The organism is Pseudogracilibacillus auburnensis (assembly GCF_003201975.1).
GTDB classification, from domain to species: Bacteria; Bacillota; Bacilli; order Bacillales; family Amphibacillaceae; genus Pseudogracilibacillus; species Pseudogracilibacillus auburnensis.
The window spans coordinates 57,990-76,794 of record NZ_QJJQ01000019.1 but is presented as its reverse complement, the minus strand read 5'-3'; the positions used below and the strand labels follow the sequence as shown (position 1 = coordinate 76,794).

General features: G+C 36.0%; 17 protein-coding genes. All 17 read right to left on the bottom strand.

The window, feature by feature from the left end:
- Window positions 1-328: 328 nt before the first annotated feature.
- Window positions 329-727: a F0F1 ATP synthase subunit epsilon gene (locus DFR56_RS19750; RefSeq protein ID WP_110397181.1), complete on the bottom strand. Its 399-nt coding sequence runs from the start codon at window positions 725-727 to the stop codon at window positions 329-331.
- A 117-nt stretch (window positions 728-844) separates the two neighbouring features.
- Window positions 845-2,254, bottom strand: coding sequence for a F0F1 ATP synthase subunit beta (gene atpD / locus DFR56_RS19745; RefSeq protein WP_110397180.1), 1,410 nt, complete (start codon window positions 2,252-2,254; stop codon window positions 845-847).
- A gap of 43 nt (window positions 2,255-2,297) precedes the next feature.
- Entirely contained in the window at window positions 2,298-3,155 is an 858-nt protein-coding gene (atpG, locus tag DFR56_RS19740) for an ATP synthase F1 subunit gamma (protein ID WP_110397179.1), read from the bottom strand.
- 114 nt (window positions 3,156-3,269) lie between these two features.
- Entirely contained in the window at window positions 3,270-4,787 is a 1,518-nt protein-coding gene (atpA, locus tag DFR56_RS19735; RefSeq protein WP_110397178.1) for a F0F1 ATP synthase subunit alpha, read from the bottom strand.
- 18 nt (window positions 4,788-4,805) lie between these two features.
- Complete coding sequence (locus DFR56_RS19730; protein ID WP_110397177.1) at window positions 4,806-5,351, bottom strand: F0F1 ATP synthase subunit delta; 546 nt, start codon at window positions 5,349-5,351, stop codon at window positions 4,806-4,808.
- The gene (gene atpF / locus DFR56_RS19725; protein ID WP_110397194.1) at window positions 5,348-5,812 is read right to left on the bottom strand and encodes a F0F1 ATP synthase subunit B; all 465 of its coding nucleotides are present in this window, start codon (window positions 5,810-5,812) and stop codon (window positions 5,348-5,350) included. The genes DFR56_RS19730 and atpF overlap by 4 nt, the downstream gene beginning before the upstream one ends.
- Window positions 5,813-5,935: 123 nt before the next feature.
- Window positions 5,936-6,148, bottom strand: a complete 213-nt coding sequence (atpE, locus tag DFR56_RS19720; protein WP_110397176.1) for a F0F1 ATP synthase subunit C — start codon at window positions 6,146-6,148, stop codon at window positions 5,936-5,938.
- Window positions 6,149-6,239: 91 nt separating this feature from the next.
- Window positions 6,240-6,962: a F0F1 ATP synthase subunit A gene (atpB, locus tag DFR56_RS19715; RefSeq protein WP_110397175.1), complete on the bottom strand. Its 723-nt coding sequence runs from the start codon at window positions 6,960-6,962 to the stop codon at window positions 6,240-6,242.
- A 21-nt stretch (window positions 6,963-6,983) separates the two neighbouring features.
- Window positions 6,984-7,343 (bottom strand): ATP synthase subunit I, encoded by a 360-nt coding sequence (locus DFR56_RS19710; RefSeq protein ID WP_110397174.1) that lies wholly within the window; start codon window positions 7,341-7,343, stop codon window positions 6,984-6,986.
- Between the two features lie 512 nt (window positions 7,344-7,855).
- Entirely contained in the window at window positions 7,856-10,108 is a 2,253-nt protein-coding gene (locus tag DFR56_RS23785) for a S8 family serine peptidase (RefSeq protein WP_158525732.1), read from the bottom strand.
- Window positions 10,109-11,101: 993 nt separating this feature from the next.
- Window positions 11,102-12,154, bottom strand: a complete 1,053-nt coding sequence (locus DFR56_RS19700; RefSeq protein ID WP_110397172.1) for an alpha/beta fold hydrolase — start codon at window positions 12,152-12,154, stop codon at window positions 11,102-11,104.
- A 62-nt stretch (window positions 12,155-12,216) separates the two neighbouring features.
- Window positions 12,217-12,984: an ABC transporter ATP-binding protein gene (locus DFR56_RS19695; RefSeq protein ID WP_110397171.1), complete on the bottom strand. Its 768-nt coding sequence runs from the start codon at window positions 12,982-12,984 to the stop codon at window positions 12,217-12,219.
- A gap of 85 nt (window positions 12,985-13,069) precedes the next feature.
- The gene (locus tag DFR56_RS19690; RefSeq protein WP_244916595.1) at window positions 13,070-15,406 is read right to left on the bottom strand and encodes an ABC transporter permease; all 2,337 of its coding nucleotides are present in this window, start codon (window positions 15,404-15,406) and stop codon (window positions 13,070-13,072) included.
- Between the two features lie 27 nt (window positions 15,407-15,433).
- Window positions 15,434-16,270 (bottom strand): ABC transporter permease, encoded by an 837-nt coding sequence (locus DFR56_RS19685; RefSeq protein WP_110397170.1) that lies wholly within the window; start codon window positions 16,268-16,270, stop codon window positions 15,434-15,436.
- Window positions 16,271-16,273: 3 nt separating this feature from the next.
- The gene (locus DFR56_RS19680) at window positions 16,274-17,191 is read right to left on the bottom strand and encodes an ATP-binding cassette domain-containing protein (protein WP_110397169.1); all 918 of its coding nucleotides are present in this window, start codon (window positions 17,189-17,191) and stop codon (window positions 16,274-16,276) included.
- 27 nt (window positions 17,192-17,218) lie between these two features.
- Complete coding sequence (locus DFR56_RS19675) at window positions 17,219-17,845, bottom strand: TetR/AcrR family transcriptional regulator (RefSeq protein WP_110397168.1); 627 nt, start codon at window positions 17,843-17,845, stop codon at window positions 17,219-17,221.
- Window positions 17,846-18,018: 173 nt separating this feature from the next.
- Entirely contained in the window at window positions 18,019-18,516 is a 498-nt protein-coding gene (locus tag DFR56_RS19670) for a hypothetical protein (RefSeq protein ID WP_110397167.1), read from the bottom strand.
- Window positions 18,517-18,805 lie beyond the last annotated feature (289 nt).

Genomic DNA, 18,805 nt, shown 5'->3' with positions numbered 1-18,805 from the left:
ATAGCGAAAAATGGATGTCTTGAAAAGAAATTTGTAAAAAATCCGGTACATAAAATATTGCTTATGAACTCATTCTTATGTAATCGTTGAATCCTAAGTATGATTTATTTCATTCTAGTGTAACCATCAACAGGATTCATTCCTTTATTCAACGATTGATGATTTACTTTTGTAGAATGACCATTCTTAAAAACAAGGTAGTTAGCTTCTCTTTTTAACACTCGTTCACCAGAATAGCCATTCATTATTTGACAAAAAAGTGAATCGTTATGCTTCACCATTCATTTTAGGCAAAACAAAAACCTCATGACGATATGAGGTTTCTTCATTAGTTTTTTGCAACATTAATCCGATTCATTGCCCGATTTAATGCAAGTTTTGCTCGCATGACATCAGTGTCTGGGTTATTCGATTCGAGTAATTGTGCTGCTCTTTCTTTTGCCCGTTCCGCTCGATCCACGTCGATATCTGAAGCCTTTTCAGCTGATTCGGCTAGGATGGTAACTTTATCTGGTCTAACTTCTAAAAATCCACCATTGACAGCGACTAAATCTTCTTCATTATTACGTTTTAATCTAACTGCATTAATGGTTAGTGGTGCTACAAGTGGAATATGACCTGGTAGAATACCGAGTTCACCATTTTCGGCTTTACAGCTCAGCATTTCATAGTCATCTTCTAGCACTTGTCCATCAGGAGTTACAACACTTACTGTTAGTGTTTTCAAGTCGAAACACCTCCTAAAAACTTCAAATAACTAGCCTGAAAAGATGATTTATCGCAGATGATAGGGATACATAACATAAATGAATCCCTCATCATCAACAGACATCTCATCCAATTGTTACGCCATTTGTTTTGCTTTCTCGACTACTTCTTCAATACGACCTACTAGACGGAATGCATCTTCTGGTAGATCATCATATTTACCTTCTAAAATTTCCTTAAATCCTTGTACTGTTTCTTGAACTGGTACATAAGATCCTTGCTGACCTGTAAATTGTTCAGCAACGTGGAAGTTTTGTGATAAGAAGAACTGAACACGACGTGCACGTGACACCGTTAATTTATCTTCATCACTTAATTCGTCCATACCAAGGATTGCGATAATGTCTTGTAATTCACGGTAACGCTGTAACGTCCGTTGTACAGCTGTTGCAACTTCATAATGCTCTTCTCCAACAATTTCAGGGTCAAGAGCACGTGAAGTGGAAGCAAGTGGGTCTACCGCTGGATAAATCCCTTGCTCAGAAAGTCCACGGTCAAGGTTTGTTGTTGCATCTAAGTGTGCGAATGTTGTCGCTGGCGCTGGGTCTGTATAGTCATCCGCCGGAACATAAATCGCTTGAATAGATGTAACAGAACCTTTATCTGTAGACGTGATACGCTCTTGTAATTGTCCCATCTCTGTTGCAAGTGTTGGCTGATATCCAACCGCTGATGGCATACGCCCAAGAAGTGCTGATACCTCTGAACCTGCTTGTGTGAAACGGAAAATATTGTCGATGAAAAGTAACACGTCAGCTCCTTGTTCATCACGGAAATATTCTGCCATTGTAAGACCTGTAAGTGCAACACGCATTCTCGCACCAGGTGGTTCGTTCATTTGACCAAATACCATCGCTGTCTTATCGATAACACCTGAATCTTTCATTTCAAAGTATAGGTCATTACCTTCACGAGTACGCTCTCCAACACCAGCGAAAACGGAAATTCCACCATGCTCTAAAGCGATGTTATTAATTAGCTCTTGGATTAATACAGTTTTTCCTACTCCTGCACCACCAAATAAACCGATTTTTCCACCTTTAATGTATGGAGCAAGTAAGTCAACAACTTTTATCCCTGTTTCTAAAATTTCTGTTTCTGTAGATAAGTTTTCGAATTTTGGTGAATCACGGTGGATAGGATCAAGTTTCGTATCTGCTGGGAGATCCTCCCCTTCATCAATATGTTCACCTAAAACGTTAAACACTCGACCTAACGTTACATCTCCAACAGGAACAGAAATCGGTCCACCCGTACTTGTAACATTCACACCACGCTGTAAACCGTCCGTAGAAGACATCGCAATTGTACGAACTGAATTATCACCGAGGTGTAATGCTACTTCTAATGCAAGTACTCTAGCGTCGTTTTGTTCTGTTGCATCAATTTGCACATGAAGTGCATCATAAATTTCTGGAAGTTGTCCGTCCTCGAACTTAACGTCAACAACTGGTCCCATTACTTGTGTAACATAACCTTTACTCAATCGATTTCCCTCCTAACTTCCTTTTAAAGTAATACAAAATTTATTATTCTAGTGCAGCTGCTCCACCAACAATTTCGGTGATTTCTTGTGTAATAGCAGCTTGGCGGGCACGGTTAAACGATAACGTTAATTCGTCGATTAAATCATCCGCATTATCCGTTGCACTCTTCATTGCCGTCATTCTCGCAGCATGCTCACTTGCTTTTGCCTCAAGCAATGCGCCGTAAATTAAACTTTCCGCATACTGTGGTAATAATACTTTTAAAATTTGTTCTTCACTTGGTTCATACTCATATGAACTTGTTGCTTTAACACTGTCAATGTTCGAAATTGGTACAAGTGTATTCGTTTGAACGACTTGTGAAATGGCACTAACAAATTGATTGTAGATAATAATTAATTCATCAATTTCTTCGTTTTCATACATTTGCACAGCATTCGAAGCGATTGCTTTAATTTCTGCATACTTCGGTTGATCTTGTAAACCAATTACCGTATCAGCTACAGGCATATTACGTTTTCGGCAAAAATCAACACCCATACGACCAATTGCAATAACTGTATATTCATCTGTCGATGTATGTCTTTCTTCTACGGTTTGGTAAAGCTTTCTGAGAACGTTACTATTATATGCTCCTGCAAGTCCACTATCTGCAGTTACAATAATATAGCCTGTTTTCTTCACTTCACGTCTTTGGAGCATCGGATGTGTAACATCTGTATTGTTGGACGCGATATTGGCAATAACTTCTTGAATTTTATTACTATAGAAAGAATAACGTTTTGCATTCTCTTCTGCTTTACTTAATTTTGAAGCAGACACCATTTCCATCGCTTTTGTAATTTGTTTCGTTTTACTTGTCGAATTTATTCGATCTTGAATATCTTTAAGTGATGCCAAGCTTTTCACCACCCTTCTAAAACAGAAGTGTATGTTCCATCTCGCATAAAAATCTGTTTCGAAAATTTATTTAAAAATTAGCTTTCTATTTCGCATTTATTTCGCATTCTTTTCTTATGCATTTTGATCTGAAGGTAAAAATGTTTTCTTGAATGCTTCGATTGCGTTACTCATATCAGCTTCTTCTGCAAGCTTTCCTGTCTCGCGAATCGTATCAAGTACTTCTTTAGCATTACTATCAAGCCAAACGTGGAACTCTTCTTCAAAGCGAACGACATCTTCAACTGCAATATCGTCTAAGAATCCGCGTGTTAATGCATATAAAATCATTACTTGTTTTTCAACCACTAATGGTTTGTGTAGTCCTTGCTTTAATACCTCAACCGTACGCTGACCACGATTTAATCGTGCCTGTGTTGCTTTATCAAGGTCTGACCCGAACTGAGCAAACGCTTCTAGTTCACGATATGCTGCAAGGTCAAGACGAAGTGTACCTGCAACCTTCTTCATTGCACTAATTTGAGCTGATCCTCCAACTCGCGATACCGATAATCCGGCGTTAATCGCTGGACGTACTCCAGAGAAGAACAAATCACTTTGTAGGAAAATCTGTCCATCTGTAATCGAAATAACGTTTGTCGGAATATAAGCAGAAATATCTCCTGCTTGTGTTTCAACGAATGGAAGGGCCGTTAATGAACCGCCACCTAATTCGTCATTTAATTTCGCTGCACGCTCAAGTAGTCTTGAGTGTAAGTAGAATACATCTCCAGGGAATGCTTCACGACCCGGTGGACGACGTAATAATAATGAAAGTTCACGGTAAGCAGCTGCTTGTTTAGATAAGTCATCATAGACAACAAGTACGTGCTTTCCATTATACATAAACTCTTCACCCATCGTTACTCCAGCATATGGAGCTAAGTAAAGAAGTGGTGCTGGGTCAGATGCTCCAGCTGTAACAACGATCGTATAGTCTAATGCTCCGTAACGACGAAATGTTTCAACTGTTCCACGAACGGTAGACTCTTTTTGACCGATTGCAACATAAATACAAATCATATCTTGATCCGCTTGGTTCAAAATTGTATCAACTGCAACCGTTGTTTTACCTGTTTGACGGTCACCGATAATAAGCTCACGCTGTCCTCTTCCAATTGGTACAAGTGCATCGATCGCTTTAATTCCAGTTTGAAGTGGTTCGAAAACTGATTTACGTGCCATAACACCTGGTGCTTCTGACTCAATTGGACGCGTTTTTGACGTCTCAATTGGACCTTTTCCATCAATCGGTTGCCCAAGAGGGTTTACCACACGTCCTACTAATTCCTCTCCAACTGGTACTTGCATAATGCGTCCTGTGCGACGAACTTCATCGCCTTCTTTAATTTCTGTATATGGTCCTAAAATAACGATACCAACGTTACTTTCTTCCAAGTTTTGCGCCATACCAACAACACCATTAGAAAACTCGACAAGCTCACCAGCCATTACATTATCTAATCCATGGGCACGGGCAATTCCGTCACCTACTTCGATAACTGTACCGACATCGTTAATTTCAATTTGTGAGTCGAAGTTTTCAATTTGCTGTTTGATCAGTGTACTGATTTCATCAGCAGTAATACTCATACCATGTCACCCCTATCCTCAAATACTTGCAGAAACAATATTGTGTTTGATTCGATTTAGTTTACCACTAATAGAACCATCATATATCGTATTTCCGACTCTTATTCTCATACCACCAATTAAGGTTGGATCAACTACATTTTTTATAGAAACACTTTGTTTATTAAATTGCTTTTTAAAAGATGATTCTAAATTTGCCTTTTCTTCATCCGATAAAGCACGTACAGAATAAACAGTCGCTGCTGCAACTCCATTTGCTTCATTATAAAGATGAACAAAATGATCAACGATAGACGTAATGACATTAATGCGGTGACGTTCGACAAGAATTTTAAGCGTATTAATAACGTCTTTATCAAACTGTCCAAATGCCCCATTAATGATATTCATTTTGTCATGATTACTTATACGTGGATGATTTAACACATCGATCATCTTTTTGTCGTTTAGAAAAACTTCTTTTACGACCTCTAATTCAGAAATAAGTTTAACGACATTGTTTTTTTCATTTGCAAGTTGAAAAAGAGCATCTGCATAACGTTTGGCAACTACTGCTTCACTCATTGCTCTTCTCCTACCTCTTTAATATATTCTTCGATCAGTTTATCTTGATCTTGTGCGCTAATTTCTTTTTCAATTACTTTACTAGCAATTAAAACAGATAAGGAAGCAACTTGGTCTTGAAGTGCTTGTAAAGCTTTTTCTTTTTCGTTTTGGATCTCTTCTTGAGCCGATATTTTAATACGCTCAGCTTCTTTTTTCGCAGATGTAACGATATCTTGCTCTTGCTTAATACCCGCAGTTCTTGCATCTTCAATAATTTTTTGTGCTTCTTGTTTCGTTTGCTTTAACTGTTCAACAGCTTCTTTTGATGCCTTTTCAGCTTCCGCTCGGCTTTTTTCAGCCGTTTCTATTTCATTGGCTACATACTCTTCTCGCTTTTTCATCATATCCATTACTGGTCCCCAAGCAAATTTGCTCACCAAGTAAATCAAGAGGATAAAGAAGAATAGCATTATTGCCATATCGATTAAATGGAATCCACCTAGCACACGTTTCACTCCTTTTTTCGGAAATACCGTTATTTAAACATAAACGATGGCGAAGTTGTTTCGCTTATCGCTTCGCCTAATTTACCTACTATATAATTATCGACCCATTACCATTAATGCAATAACTACCCCGATAATTGGAAGTGCCTCAACTAAACCAATACCGATGAACATAATTGTTTGTAACTGACCTCTTAATTCTGGCTGACGTGCAACACCTTCAACTGTTTTACTAACAATTAAACCGTTACCAATACCTGCACCTAATGCACCTAAACCTACTGCGATTGCCGCTGCTAAAGCTCCCATAATATAAAATCCTCCTCAAAAATGTATAATAATATTTTATAATTTCCAGTTTTATGTTATAAAGCTGGTTAATTAATGTTTTTTACTTTTCTTAATGTTCTTCATTCACTTTATGTGCAATGTAAACCATTGACAACATCGTGAATATAAATGCTTGGATTCCTCCAATAAACACACTAAATCCTGACCATGCTAAATATGGTATTGCTCCTCCTAGAAAACCCCATACGTTTAATGTCGTAAGTGTAACGAGCAATCCTAGTAATACTTCCCCTGCAAATAAGTTACCAAATAAACGCAAGCCAAGTGTTAAAGTGTTGGCAAATTCTTCAATAATTTTAATCGGAAATAAAAACCAAACGGGAGTGAAATAACTTTTAAAATAATGTTTTCCACCGCGAAGCTTTATTCCATAATAATGTGATAGTATAATAACCATCGAGGATAGTGTTAACGTTATTCCTGGATCTGCTGTTGGTGACTTCCACCATACTTCTCCGTTATAAATAAACGTCGTTATAACACCTAATAAGTTTCCAACTAGAATAAAAGTAAACAATGTTATTGCTAATGGTAAAAATGTCTTCCCTGTTTTCCAATCCATTGTATCGTTGATGATTCCTTTGACAAAGTCAAGTATCCATTCCATGACATTTTGTGCACCTGTTGGTTTCATTTGCAATTTTCTAGCACCTAGAACAGATAGTATAAAAACGATAGCTGAAGTAACAATGATCATCAACACATTTGATAAGTTAACAGATAACCAAGGAATACCGAATACATTTTCTATGATTGGTGCTCCATGCTCCATCGTCTCACCCCTCTTTCACATTCATTTCCTATTGAACCAAATAAAATCTATCATAATGACCGGATAAGCAGTCATTAGTCCAATAATAAAGCCAACAATACTCAAATCATAGCGAATCGCTACTAGTACCCCAAGCGCTGCTGCTGCAAGCCTTGAAATCGTACCAATTCCTTTTCGCTTTCCAGATCTCTCAGCAGATTCACCTAAGAGATTCGTTTTTCGTTGTAAGAGCCATAAGTTATAAAAACTAATTCCAGTCCCTAACAACAGTCCAAGAAAAAAATGCTTGTTCGGCATGACGCCTACCCCTATTGCAACTATCGCAATAATAATTAGCATCCACTTTCTTTGCCTATTTGCCATCGAACGATAATTTGACATAATGTACTCTCTTTCGTATGATCTAAGCATTTATTAGACATGCAAACAAACGTGGAATTTATATTTTTATGTAGATACTTTCACATAAAAGAGGAAAATGCACACAGTGCGTTTATTTTAATTAATTCATTCCACACGATGAATTTTACAATAGCAGTCGCTAGTTGTCAATTCATACTAGGTCATCTTCTCCGTTTAAAAGATCGAATACTCTTCATATTTTCCCCTTAACGTGTAACCGTACCTTACTATGATATATTCGTGACAAAATTATGAACAATCCAAGGAGCTATTTCCCAACATTATTTCCTTTTTTAACTATTATTTTTTTAGCGTTTTTTGTCGCATTTTACCAACTATCTATGATATTATGCCCACTTTTAACTCCCATTTATTCGAATAGAGTTACCGAGGGAATTATTTTACCAGTTTCGCTTTTCTTTAGCTGGTGTTCATTCGTGAATTTCACCGTTTTATCCGTAAGCAGCACGGTTTTCCATCATTTAGACTCGCTATTCAATAAATATTTCCGTATCATAATTAACGAATTCACCATTTTCTAATTGTACAACAATCAAGCCATAAAATTTCCCTTTTTTCTTTATATTCCTCTTATTAATTTCTCCTTCATTCATACCTACATCTAAATCTGTCCATTTCACTAATGACCCTTCATACATTAATGAATTTGGGTTGAATAACTTAATCTCAACAGATTTAATGGGCTCTGCCACATATAATTGATATTTGTAAACATCTTTATTTAGCTTATTTAAACGAAAGGAAAAACCCATCACTTTCGGATAATTTGCAGTTTCATTAATGAAAACATATGGTAAATAATACGTTTGATCCCCGCTATGTAAAGTTAAGTAGCCTTGATATGGGCCTTCCTTTAGTTGTAAAGAGTTAATTTTAAGCTCGATTGGGATCTCTTTTTTTGTTTTTGGTTCGATCGAAAATGATTGTCCAAGTTTCCACGATAACCCTTTTTCTTTTTTGGGAATATCAAAGCGAAATTGTCTTCGTTCATCAGACAAATTTTCTATCGATATATTTATTATTCGTGTATCAATATGTTGTTGAATCTTTCCGAATGAAAGAAGTGGATTATCAATAATCGTGTCAGTTAAAATTGCTTTTTCGATATTGATTAACCCTGCCCCCTGAATGATCGGATCAATAAATTCTCCGTTTTTCAACTTTATTTGTTCGGCTGTCGTTTTTAGTGCACCAAAAATTTGCTCATTCGTCCATGTTGGTTGCGCTTCTTTTATGACAGCAATTGCCCCTGCAACATGCGGAGCTGCCATACTCGTTCCATTTAACATATCATATCCACCAGGTACTGTACTTAAAATATTAACACCAGGCGCAATGATGTCGGGTTTCATCATCCAGTTTAATGTAACCGGGCCACGTGAACTAAATCTTGCCACCGTCTTGTTTGTCTTTTCCATTTTAGTTTTAACATATAAAGTTTCATCAGCAAGATGTTTCTTAAGCCATCTTCCATCTTTATTTGAAATGGTTGCTACTGGGATCGTTATGTTAGTTTCTTTTAGCTCTGTGATCCATTCTCGGTTTTTAGGGTCAACTTGATAAATAATAACAGCAACAGCACCGTTTTCTTGTAATTTTTGAATATCCTTTATGGCCGATTTATTTAGTTGCTTCATTAATCCAATTTTTCCTCGAACACGATCCTTTTGTACATCAACTTCATAATCTCTTTCTAAATCCCACGAAGGAGCATATTTTAATGGAGAAAGCCAGATTTTTTTCCGATAATTAGGTTCATACAAAAAAGGCACTTGCCCTGTATGTTGATAAGCTCCGACAGAAAGTGCGGAAGAAGCAGTAGCAGGAGCACCGACAGTCCAATTATTAGGACCGTCATTTCCGTTTGCTACAACGACTGCAACTCCTTGTTTGGATGCCTCATTGACTGCTTTACTAGTCGGATAATCCGGTCCATTCACCGTGTTACCAAGTGACAAGTTCATCACATCCACTCCATCTTTCACCGCCTCTTCCATAGCAGCAATTACTTGAATGGACGTTCCAAACCCACCAGGTCCCAGTGCTCGGTATGCATATATTTCCCCATTTGGTGCAACTCCTTCCAAATCTCCATTTGCGGCAATAATACCTGCTACATGTGTCCCGTGTGAAGTCGGTAGGCCTTGATCGACTGTTGTTTCCATTGGGTCATCATCTAAATCAACAAGATCAAAACCACCTATATAATTAGTTCTTAAATCAGGATGATGATAATCAATACCAGTATCGACTACCCCAATTTTGACACCTCGGCCCGTAAAATCAGTTTGATTTAATTGCGATGGAAAAATGATATTCGGATTATTTGTGGCTGATTGTAAAGCTTGCAATTGATCTAATGCAAAAGGCAAACTATTCACTTTTTGCGTCATATATGTTTGAACTGGATAGATACCTTTAATAAAATGTAGATCCGCTAATCTACCAATTTTTTGTGGGGCCCCCTTTAAGGCAATCCCTTGAAATAATGTAGTGTAAGTTGCAACTACTTCTATAGAAGGATAATAATTTTCAATGTGCTTTTTATGCTCTTCTGGATTTCCATCCACTTCCACTATAATAGAAATGTTATCTTTAATAGTTGGCTTATCTTTTTCGATATCATTCGTTTCTTGTAATTGAACCGGTGGAATATTTATGTCATTTATCTCTGTTACATCACTTATAAAATTGAAAAATAAAAAAATAAATGCTAGATGCAAAAGTGAGCGCTCCCTTCTTTGAAACATTAGTTTTTGCAAAAGAAGGGAACATATGCATGAACAAGCAATTGAACTACTCCAACTTATATGCAACTTGGATTACTTCTAAATAATAGTAGAACTTAAAATACGTATTTCTAATTTACGGCTTTTGGCGAATCTCATAAATCCAAGTTTAGATAACTTAACTTTCTTTTTAATCATCACAATATTTCCGTTGATGTGCTTTGTCGTACAAGATTGCACTCGGTTGTTTTTTAGACTTAAAACGTTCCTTCGTTGCGCTTATGACGCACTGGAAGCGTTAGTACTGGAATGTTCCATCGCTCCCGAAAATATGGTTTTAATCGTACAAAACTTTTTGTTTCCACTATTCCGATGGGTGTTTTTTGCTACCGATCAATGTAAATGTGTGAAAATGTCGAAAGAAACATGTACATTTTCAACAATGATGCGTCATCTCAGAGGATATATGGCGGTTCTTTGCGATTATATGGCGCATCTCTACGATTATGTGGCGATTCTCCACGATTATATGGCGCATCTTCGCAGTTATATGGCGCATCTCGAATTATGTGCCACGAAATTCAATTATTTGCTCGAATCGCGAATTATGTTGGTCTTCCGCAGCGATGGGACATCCCACTATCTGAAGTTACTGCACAGTTGTATTTCTTATATGAACAACATCTATTTGGTTGGAGAAGTATATACCAAATCAAGGTGTGTCAAGACTATAATTAGCAGAATCTTAACCAAGCAAACTGTTTAATATACACATTTTATTGGTACAAAAGATAAGTTATTAAAAATAATACGATTTCAATTTGAAAGGAATAAACCTTTCTTATAAAACTCAGGACAGCATACTCAGAACATTGTTGATATGAAATCTTTATATCATTTTCATACCCTCTCACTTAATACTCCATTAATTTCTATAGCAGGAACGATGTTTTTCAATAAATCCTTGAAGTGTACCCCCATTCGTGATCAATAATGGATGTTTGACACTTTACCTCTTTTTCCCTCCTGAACAATCCCAATAATATATTTTTCAATTTCCTTCGCATCATCCGGGTGGAACATATGGGAGGAATTTTCATACCAAATCATTTTCTTTTGGGGAGCAGATAACTTTTCTACAAAACATTTAACTGGTTCGCCATCGAGGTGCAAGTCTTGCCTACCGTGCAAGAAGAAAACTGGAATATTCATTTTTTCAATAGAATGAAAGTTTATTTCAGAAAAATCTTTAATCAATTCCTTTGTATAGGTTAAATGATAAGCACTGCGAAATGTATGATAAAAATCAATTAACGAATAGTCAACAGCATTTAAAAATATCTTTAATCCACCGATCATGCCGGGATGCCTTACTGTTTCACTTTCATAGACCATTGATTTATATTTCATTAATGGACTTCGAAAGTTGATCCATTGCTTTACATCATTCACATAAGGAGGTCTGCCAAGAGCTACCAATTTCTTAAGCGTCTTTTTATCGTTATTTGATTCGGCTTTTTCCCATAACCATTCATAACAAAACTTGTCATTTTCCGCCCAATTCATCATTTGTGAGATACCTATATATGCATGAAGTTTTTCAGGATATTTTGCTGCAATCGTTAAACCTATCACCGTTCCCCAAGAATGTGCTGCAAGATACATTTTTTCTTGATTAAATCTTCCTAATAATATATCAATGAGTTGATTACAGTCACTTATGAATTGTTTCACTCTCATTGTTTCGGGTGAAATAGTTTTATCAAATGATTTTCCAGCGCCTCTTTGATCCCAAAACACTAAAACAAAGTGTTTAACAAGTTCTTTTGTTGAAATAGCAATTGCATAATCTTGCCCACGCGAGACAACCCCTGGTACAGGCATACATGGTCCACCATGAACAAATAGTAAAATTGGATTTTCTGGATTTTCAGCCTGAATAAGTATGGACTGATCGACTCCACCTAGTGAAACTTTTTCCACAGAATCAATTCCTGATTCGGAAATATAGAAATCTCTTCTCTTTGTTAAAAATTTCATTTATGCCCTCCATCCCTTCCATTATTATCCTCTTTGCCTTCATAAGTTCGTTTACATTACGTTTAAAACCCTTTTTCTGTCAACCATCCAGATAGAATTTTTTCCCTCATCTTCAAATCCTTATGTCTCTTTATATACTTACCAATTCTTTTTTCACCAATGATACTTCCATCTAGCATGTAAAGGACTCGATCTGTTTTAGCGGCAATTTTAACATCATGGGTAACTAATAGAATAGTTGTTCCAAGCTCGTTAATATTTGCTAATATTTCCATCACTTCCATTGCAGATTGGGAGTTTAGTGCACCTGTAGGTTCATCGCCAAATATCATTTTTGGTTGATTTATTAATGCTCGACAAATTGCTACTCTTTGAAGTTGACCACCGGATGCTTGAGTAATATCGTGATGTGCTAGTTCAGCTATGCCTATTTTTTTCATTAAATCAATCGCTTTTTCATTAATCGTTTGGCGGCTACTTTGTTTAGCCAAATAGGCGGATAAAATAATATTATCCAGGATAGATAGGTTCGGTAATAAATGAGGTTGCTGAAAAACAAATCCCATTTTATTTAATCGTAGACTAGATAATTCTTTTTCAGCTAAGTCTGCTATTTCTTGCCCATTAAATGTCACACTACCTGACGATATTTTATCCATGCCACTTATATTATAAAGAAAGGTTGATTTACCTGAGCCCGATGGCCCCATTACAGAGATAAATTCTCCTCTTTCAATTACTACGTTTACATTATTAAGTACTTGAAGGTGATTGTCTTTTCCAAGGCAATACGTTTTATTTAATTGTTTTGCTTGTAAAATGATTCCCATACCTTCCCTCCTCGAAAATACGTTTAAAAGCTGTTTAGTAAAAAGTCCGCTTGAACTAAGGCCCCTTTAAATGTGCTCTACACCATTAACTATTCATCGTTACAATTGTTAATTTCTTAATAGAAGAAACACTTACGAATGCCACAGTTGATACGACTATCATAAATAGAAGTGGAACGATCACGTAGGCCTGAACTGGATCAATGACAAACTTCATTTTACTTGCGCCCATAAAGGACAATAAAACACTTACTAAGCCTTGACCAATTGTATTAGAAATAACTGTCCCACCAACAATTCCCATACTTAATACAATAAGCGTTTTCGTCATATATTGAACCTTCATATTTTTTGATGAAAAACCGATAGATCTCATCATTGCAATCCGGGTCCCATCTTTAGCAATTAACATTTTAAGAAATAATGTAGTAATCAAAATGGTTAATAGAATCGTTATAATGATTGTAAAAAGAATAAATAATTTTAACTGTTCAATGGTATTTCCAAATGTTTGCACTAAATAGTTTTGCAAATCCGTAACCTTTGCAGCATGAAGGGTCTTAGAATATTCCTCGACTTTCTCACTTATGTTTATATGGTGCTTCACATTTAAACTGATTTCATACCAAAGTGCTGTATTGTTATTGAATGGAAGTGCTGCCTTAGCCGTTCGACCACCATTTGTCACATCTTGGTATACACCACGAACAATCATCGTTTTCTCCCTGTTATCGATTATAATGGTCAGCTCGTCGCCAACATTCTTTTCAAGTTCTTTACTATTTAAATAAGAAAGGGCAATTTCGTTTTCACCTTTTGGCGCATGGCCATGTAGATACTCTAGGGGAAAAACCGTAAAATCTCCTGTTTCAATAACGAAATTTTCTTCGTTCCCTTCATTGTTAATTACTTTAAACTGACTTGTAACAGACGGTGAAAATTTATCCACGTCTTCATCCTGTTCTATTTTTTCCATTAGATGATTAAAATCTTGGGCGATATGATCTGATTGCTGTAAATCAATTCGTATATCGCTTTTCTCAACTCCCATATACTGAATAAAGTTAGGTGACTGGATCGTATGAAGAAAATTTACCGGAACAATGATAAGAAAGGTACAAATAATAAATACAACGAATAATAAACAATAGGTGTTAAAACGTGAGAGCACATCTTTACATGCTAAATGAAAATGAATATTAAATGGAAGGCGATTATGTAGGGCTAGTATATTTTGTCTTCGCCCCGCTTCCCTAACTGTTCCAGAACGCAAAGCATTGACAGCAGTAATGTGATTAAACTTTCTTAATGTTAACATGCAAAAACACATAATCAGAAGAAACACAATCATGACAGAAATCAAAGGGACGATTTGAAGTGAAAAACTTTTTGGTGCGGTTCCTATATATAACATCATATTCTTTGTGAATAATCGGTGAAAAAATAAGGATGCAACATATCCAACAATAGAGGCAAAGGCAGAAAGGACGATGTATTTCATTCCATACATTTTTTTGATGTCCAACAGGCTTATCCCTAATGCTTTTAACACGCCGATTTCTTTAAAATCTTCTTCCATCGTAGCTAAAAGGACGTATCTTATACAAAGAACGGCAATCATAATAATGAATATACTTACTAGGAAAATAACAACCGCAACGATGCCGTCTGTTATCCCATTTAACACTTTAAATAAATGATAATCGATCGCGGGGCCCTTTGCAGGTAAGGAGGCCGATTGATAGTCATTTCTAAAGGCATCTAAGTCTTTTAAATCAGTAAGTAAAAATTCGATGGCATATTCACTTTCCCCAAGGTTCGCCTTTAACAAGTTTAGATCTTCATGATGGACAACAAATCGTTTAGAATGAACGATCGACGGATTCATTTGCACATCACGAACAAAATCGACAATCGTTACATCCAGCTGAAAACCTTGATTCGAAATAGTGATTGTGTCACCAAGTTCTAAATTTTCCTGTTGCTTAAAATAAAGTGGAACCGCAATTTCTCCTTTGGAAAGATCGATCACTTCACTTTCCAAGTTGAGTAATAAATCAAATGATCTATTTTGAACGACAAAATAATGATCCATCAAACTATTATTTCCTAATCGATTGCTTCCGTTAAAATAAATATTAGTACCGTCAATTTGCAGTAGTTCTACGATTTGTTCTTCTTTAACGAAAGGATTATTGTTTGCAAAATTAGTCAATTCCACCTCATTTACTTCCCCAGCATGCATTTGGACAAAATGAGGTGCATTCGATTTAGTAAATAAAGCATTCATTGAATTAGTTAATTCTACTATTATATTTGTACCACTTGAAGCAAGGAATGCAGATAACATAATAAAAGTAAATAAAATAATTGTTAGCATTTTATTTTTTTGTACATCTTTTTTCATCATGTTGAACAACATTGCAAACTTTCCTCCCACCTTATCGATTTATTGCTGAAAAATATCTTTATTACCTTGTGCTCGATTTATTTTTGTAAAATCAACCTTCGAAAAAATAAGCGTAGATAAAACAATAAATAATAAGCCAAATAGTGAAACGATCACCATACCTAGTTGTGGGGTAATAATGAAATTACTCACTTTAAAAGCAAGTTGTTCAGTGATTAATTCTTCTGTTGGGAGTGATAGTTTTTCTAAACTTAATGCTCTAAAAAAGGCGGTCGCATATGTCATTGGATTCAATAAAGCGAGAAACTGTAAGCCATTCGGTAGTAAGCTCAATGGTACATAAACACCACATAAAAAAGTAATCGGTGTCGTAACTGCCACAGAGATAATTTGAAAGGTTTGAGCATTTTTCACGGAAGCTGCTAAAAATAATCCAAATGATGAAAAAACAAAGCCAATACTGATCATTGCACATATAATCGCCAAGGGTGTTGTGAGATTTGAATATTTCATTCCGATAAAATAACCGATGATTAAAATGAGTATTCCTTGAAATGTCGCAATCGTTGTAGAAGACAACATTTGACCAATCGCAATCTCTATTCTTTTAACAGGGCTTACCAACACTTCTTTCATATAACCCGAAGTAATATCTTCAATCGTTGAGGTAGCAATGTTTAATGATGTTTGAAAGACAACAATGATCACTATTCCAGCTAACACGTAACTGATTGAATCATCAATCGAGACACTTTTAAAAATGGTACTAATTAAATATAAATAAAAGAAAGGCATAATTAGAAGTAGGATTAATTGCACACGGTTTCTGAAAAATAATTTTACATTCCTTAGCCATAAAGCTGTGATAATTCGCACTTGTTACCCCTCCCTAATATCTCTTCCGGTTATTTCCAGAAACACGTCATTCAACGTTCCTTTTTTAATCTCTAAATCTTTTATCGAGTCTCTATGTCCATTCAAAAGTCCCATTATATCTGAAGATTGCGTCAACTCAATCGTGAAAACATCCTCATTTTTCTCATATTCCAACGAAAAATAGTGGCATAGCTCCTCTAGTTTTTTTGGCTGACTACTCGTAATAAATGCTTTATCTATCGTATACTTCTTTTTCAAGACATCTGGCTTGTCAAAAGCAATTATTTTTCCATGATCAATAACAGCAACCTTATCACATATTTCAGCCTCATCCATATAATGAGTCGTTAAAAAAACCGTCATATTTCTCTCCTGTTGTAGTTTAATAATATACTCCCAAATATTTGCTCTTGTTTGGGGATCAAGGCCTGTAGTCGGTTCATCTAAAAATAACACTTTCGGAAAATGCAAAAGACTTCGTGCTATTTCTACCCGCCTCTTCATTCCGCCGGATAAACTACTAACCATGGCTTTTTTCCATTCGATGAGATCAACGATACTTAAAACGAACTCTATGCGTTCATCCATCTTGGATTTGGGTATATGATAAAAATGACAATGCATTTTTAAATTTTCTTCCACTGTCATTTTATTATCAAGCGTCGAATCTTGAAAAACAACACCAATAACATTTCTGACACTAGCTTTATCCTTCGTTACATCTTTTCCATCGATAAGCAATGTTCCGGATGTTTTTTCCGTTATGGTACATAATGTATGAATGGTGGAACTTTTACCAGCACCATTAGGTCCCAAAAACGCAAAGATACTACCATTTTTTACATGAAATGAAACATGATCCACTGCAGTAAAATCTCCATACTTTCTCACAAAATTTTTGACTTCGATCATATTTTCCATACTCCACCTCTTATTGAATAAAGTTCCCTATTCCCCGAGTTTAGTAAGTAAATAACTAAAACTACCTTGTTCTGCCCCCAACGTTTTTTCCAAAATATACGTGAAGGCGACAGCTTTATCCATTTGTTCATTTGGGTCCCATTGAAATATTCCTTCATCAAATAAAAAACCCGATGACACTAATAACACTTCGACTGTTTCTTTCGGATATGGTGTACGAAAAACACCTTCTTCGATTCCTTGCTCTATCACTTTCGTTAAAATCGGTGTCAGTTGTACGATCGTTTCAACTAAGCTTTTCTGATGCATTTCGGCATTATTTACTTGGTGTAATTCTTCTATCATTTTTTCTTTTCTACCCGCTTCAGGATTTTGCGCCATAATAATTTGAAATATTTTCTCCTGCGCGTTGAGATCTGGATTTGCCGCTATTTGCTCCGCCACTTTTACCCCTTCTTCAATAAACCGCTCTACTATCGCATCCATTACTGCTTCTTTTGATTGGAAATGATAATAAAATGTCCCTTTAGCGATACCAATCGTTTTTAAAATGTCGTTTATTGTTGTATGCACATACCCTTTTGTTGAAAATAATTTTTCCGCAACATCTAAGATTTCTTTTCTACGTTCTTCTGGTGCTTTTGAAATTCTCATTCATATCTGCCTCCACTTTATAGACCGACCGTCAGTCTATAAAAAAGATACCATTTATTTATGAGATTGTCAACTTTAATTTGGTTGATAGCTGGAAAATATCTTCATTAGTGAAAGCACTACAGAAATAGAAGAAACGCCAAACTAGAATAGCTTAGCGTTCATTTTATGGTTTATTCATTTATCTCATAAATTAATGTATCAAATAAAGTACCATCCACGTAAAGTAGTATCGCCCATTCACCTATTTTGGGAATTTTCACAGACGATGGTGCATGGGAATCAGCACCATTATTTGGACTTTGAGCTTGTATTGTCCAGCCATCCATTAAAATTTTGTGAACTGTGCCAGATTCTTTATGATATCCAACTATCGTTAAGTCGCCATTGTCTACTCCCCAAAGATGCCACATCCATTTCTGACCATTTAGACTAGTCATTTCAGCACCAATAACACCCGACTTATTTTCGTTGCCAATGATCCCTCGATCACCGAATTCAACGGCTTTATTCTCCCAATTAATTTGGTCAAAATCATCTTCATCAACATATTCGGGAATATCTTCTGGAAGTTTAATTTCACTTTGTGTAACACTTTTTTGTGAACAAGCTACACTAATAAGTAATAGACTAAATAAAACAATAACAAGGGAAGGTTTCCTCAAAAACATCTCCTCCTAACTTAAATTGTTTTTATTTCACATTTATTTTAGCACACCTAACCACTAATAAGTGACTCCATTTTATTATGTAATTAAGTAAAGATTAATCCGATCAATATGAATTTATTACAACTGTTGCTCTTAGAGTTGCTTGAGCCTCCTGCCACCACAAGACGTGCTAGGCGTCGATCATGTCACAAGCTTTACCGTGGACAAACGAAGTGCCAATGCTCTTCAATAGGACAAGTAAGCGCAGGCCCAATCCTAAGCCGTGATGATCGCCCTCGCTCTCCTTTCC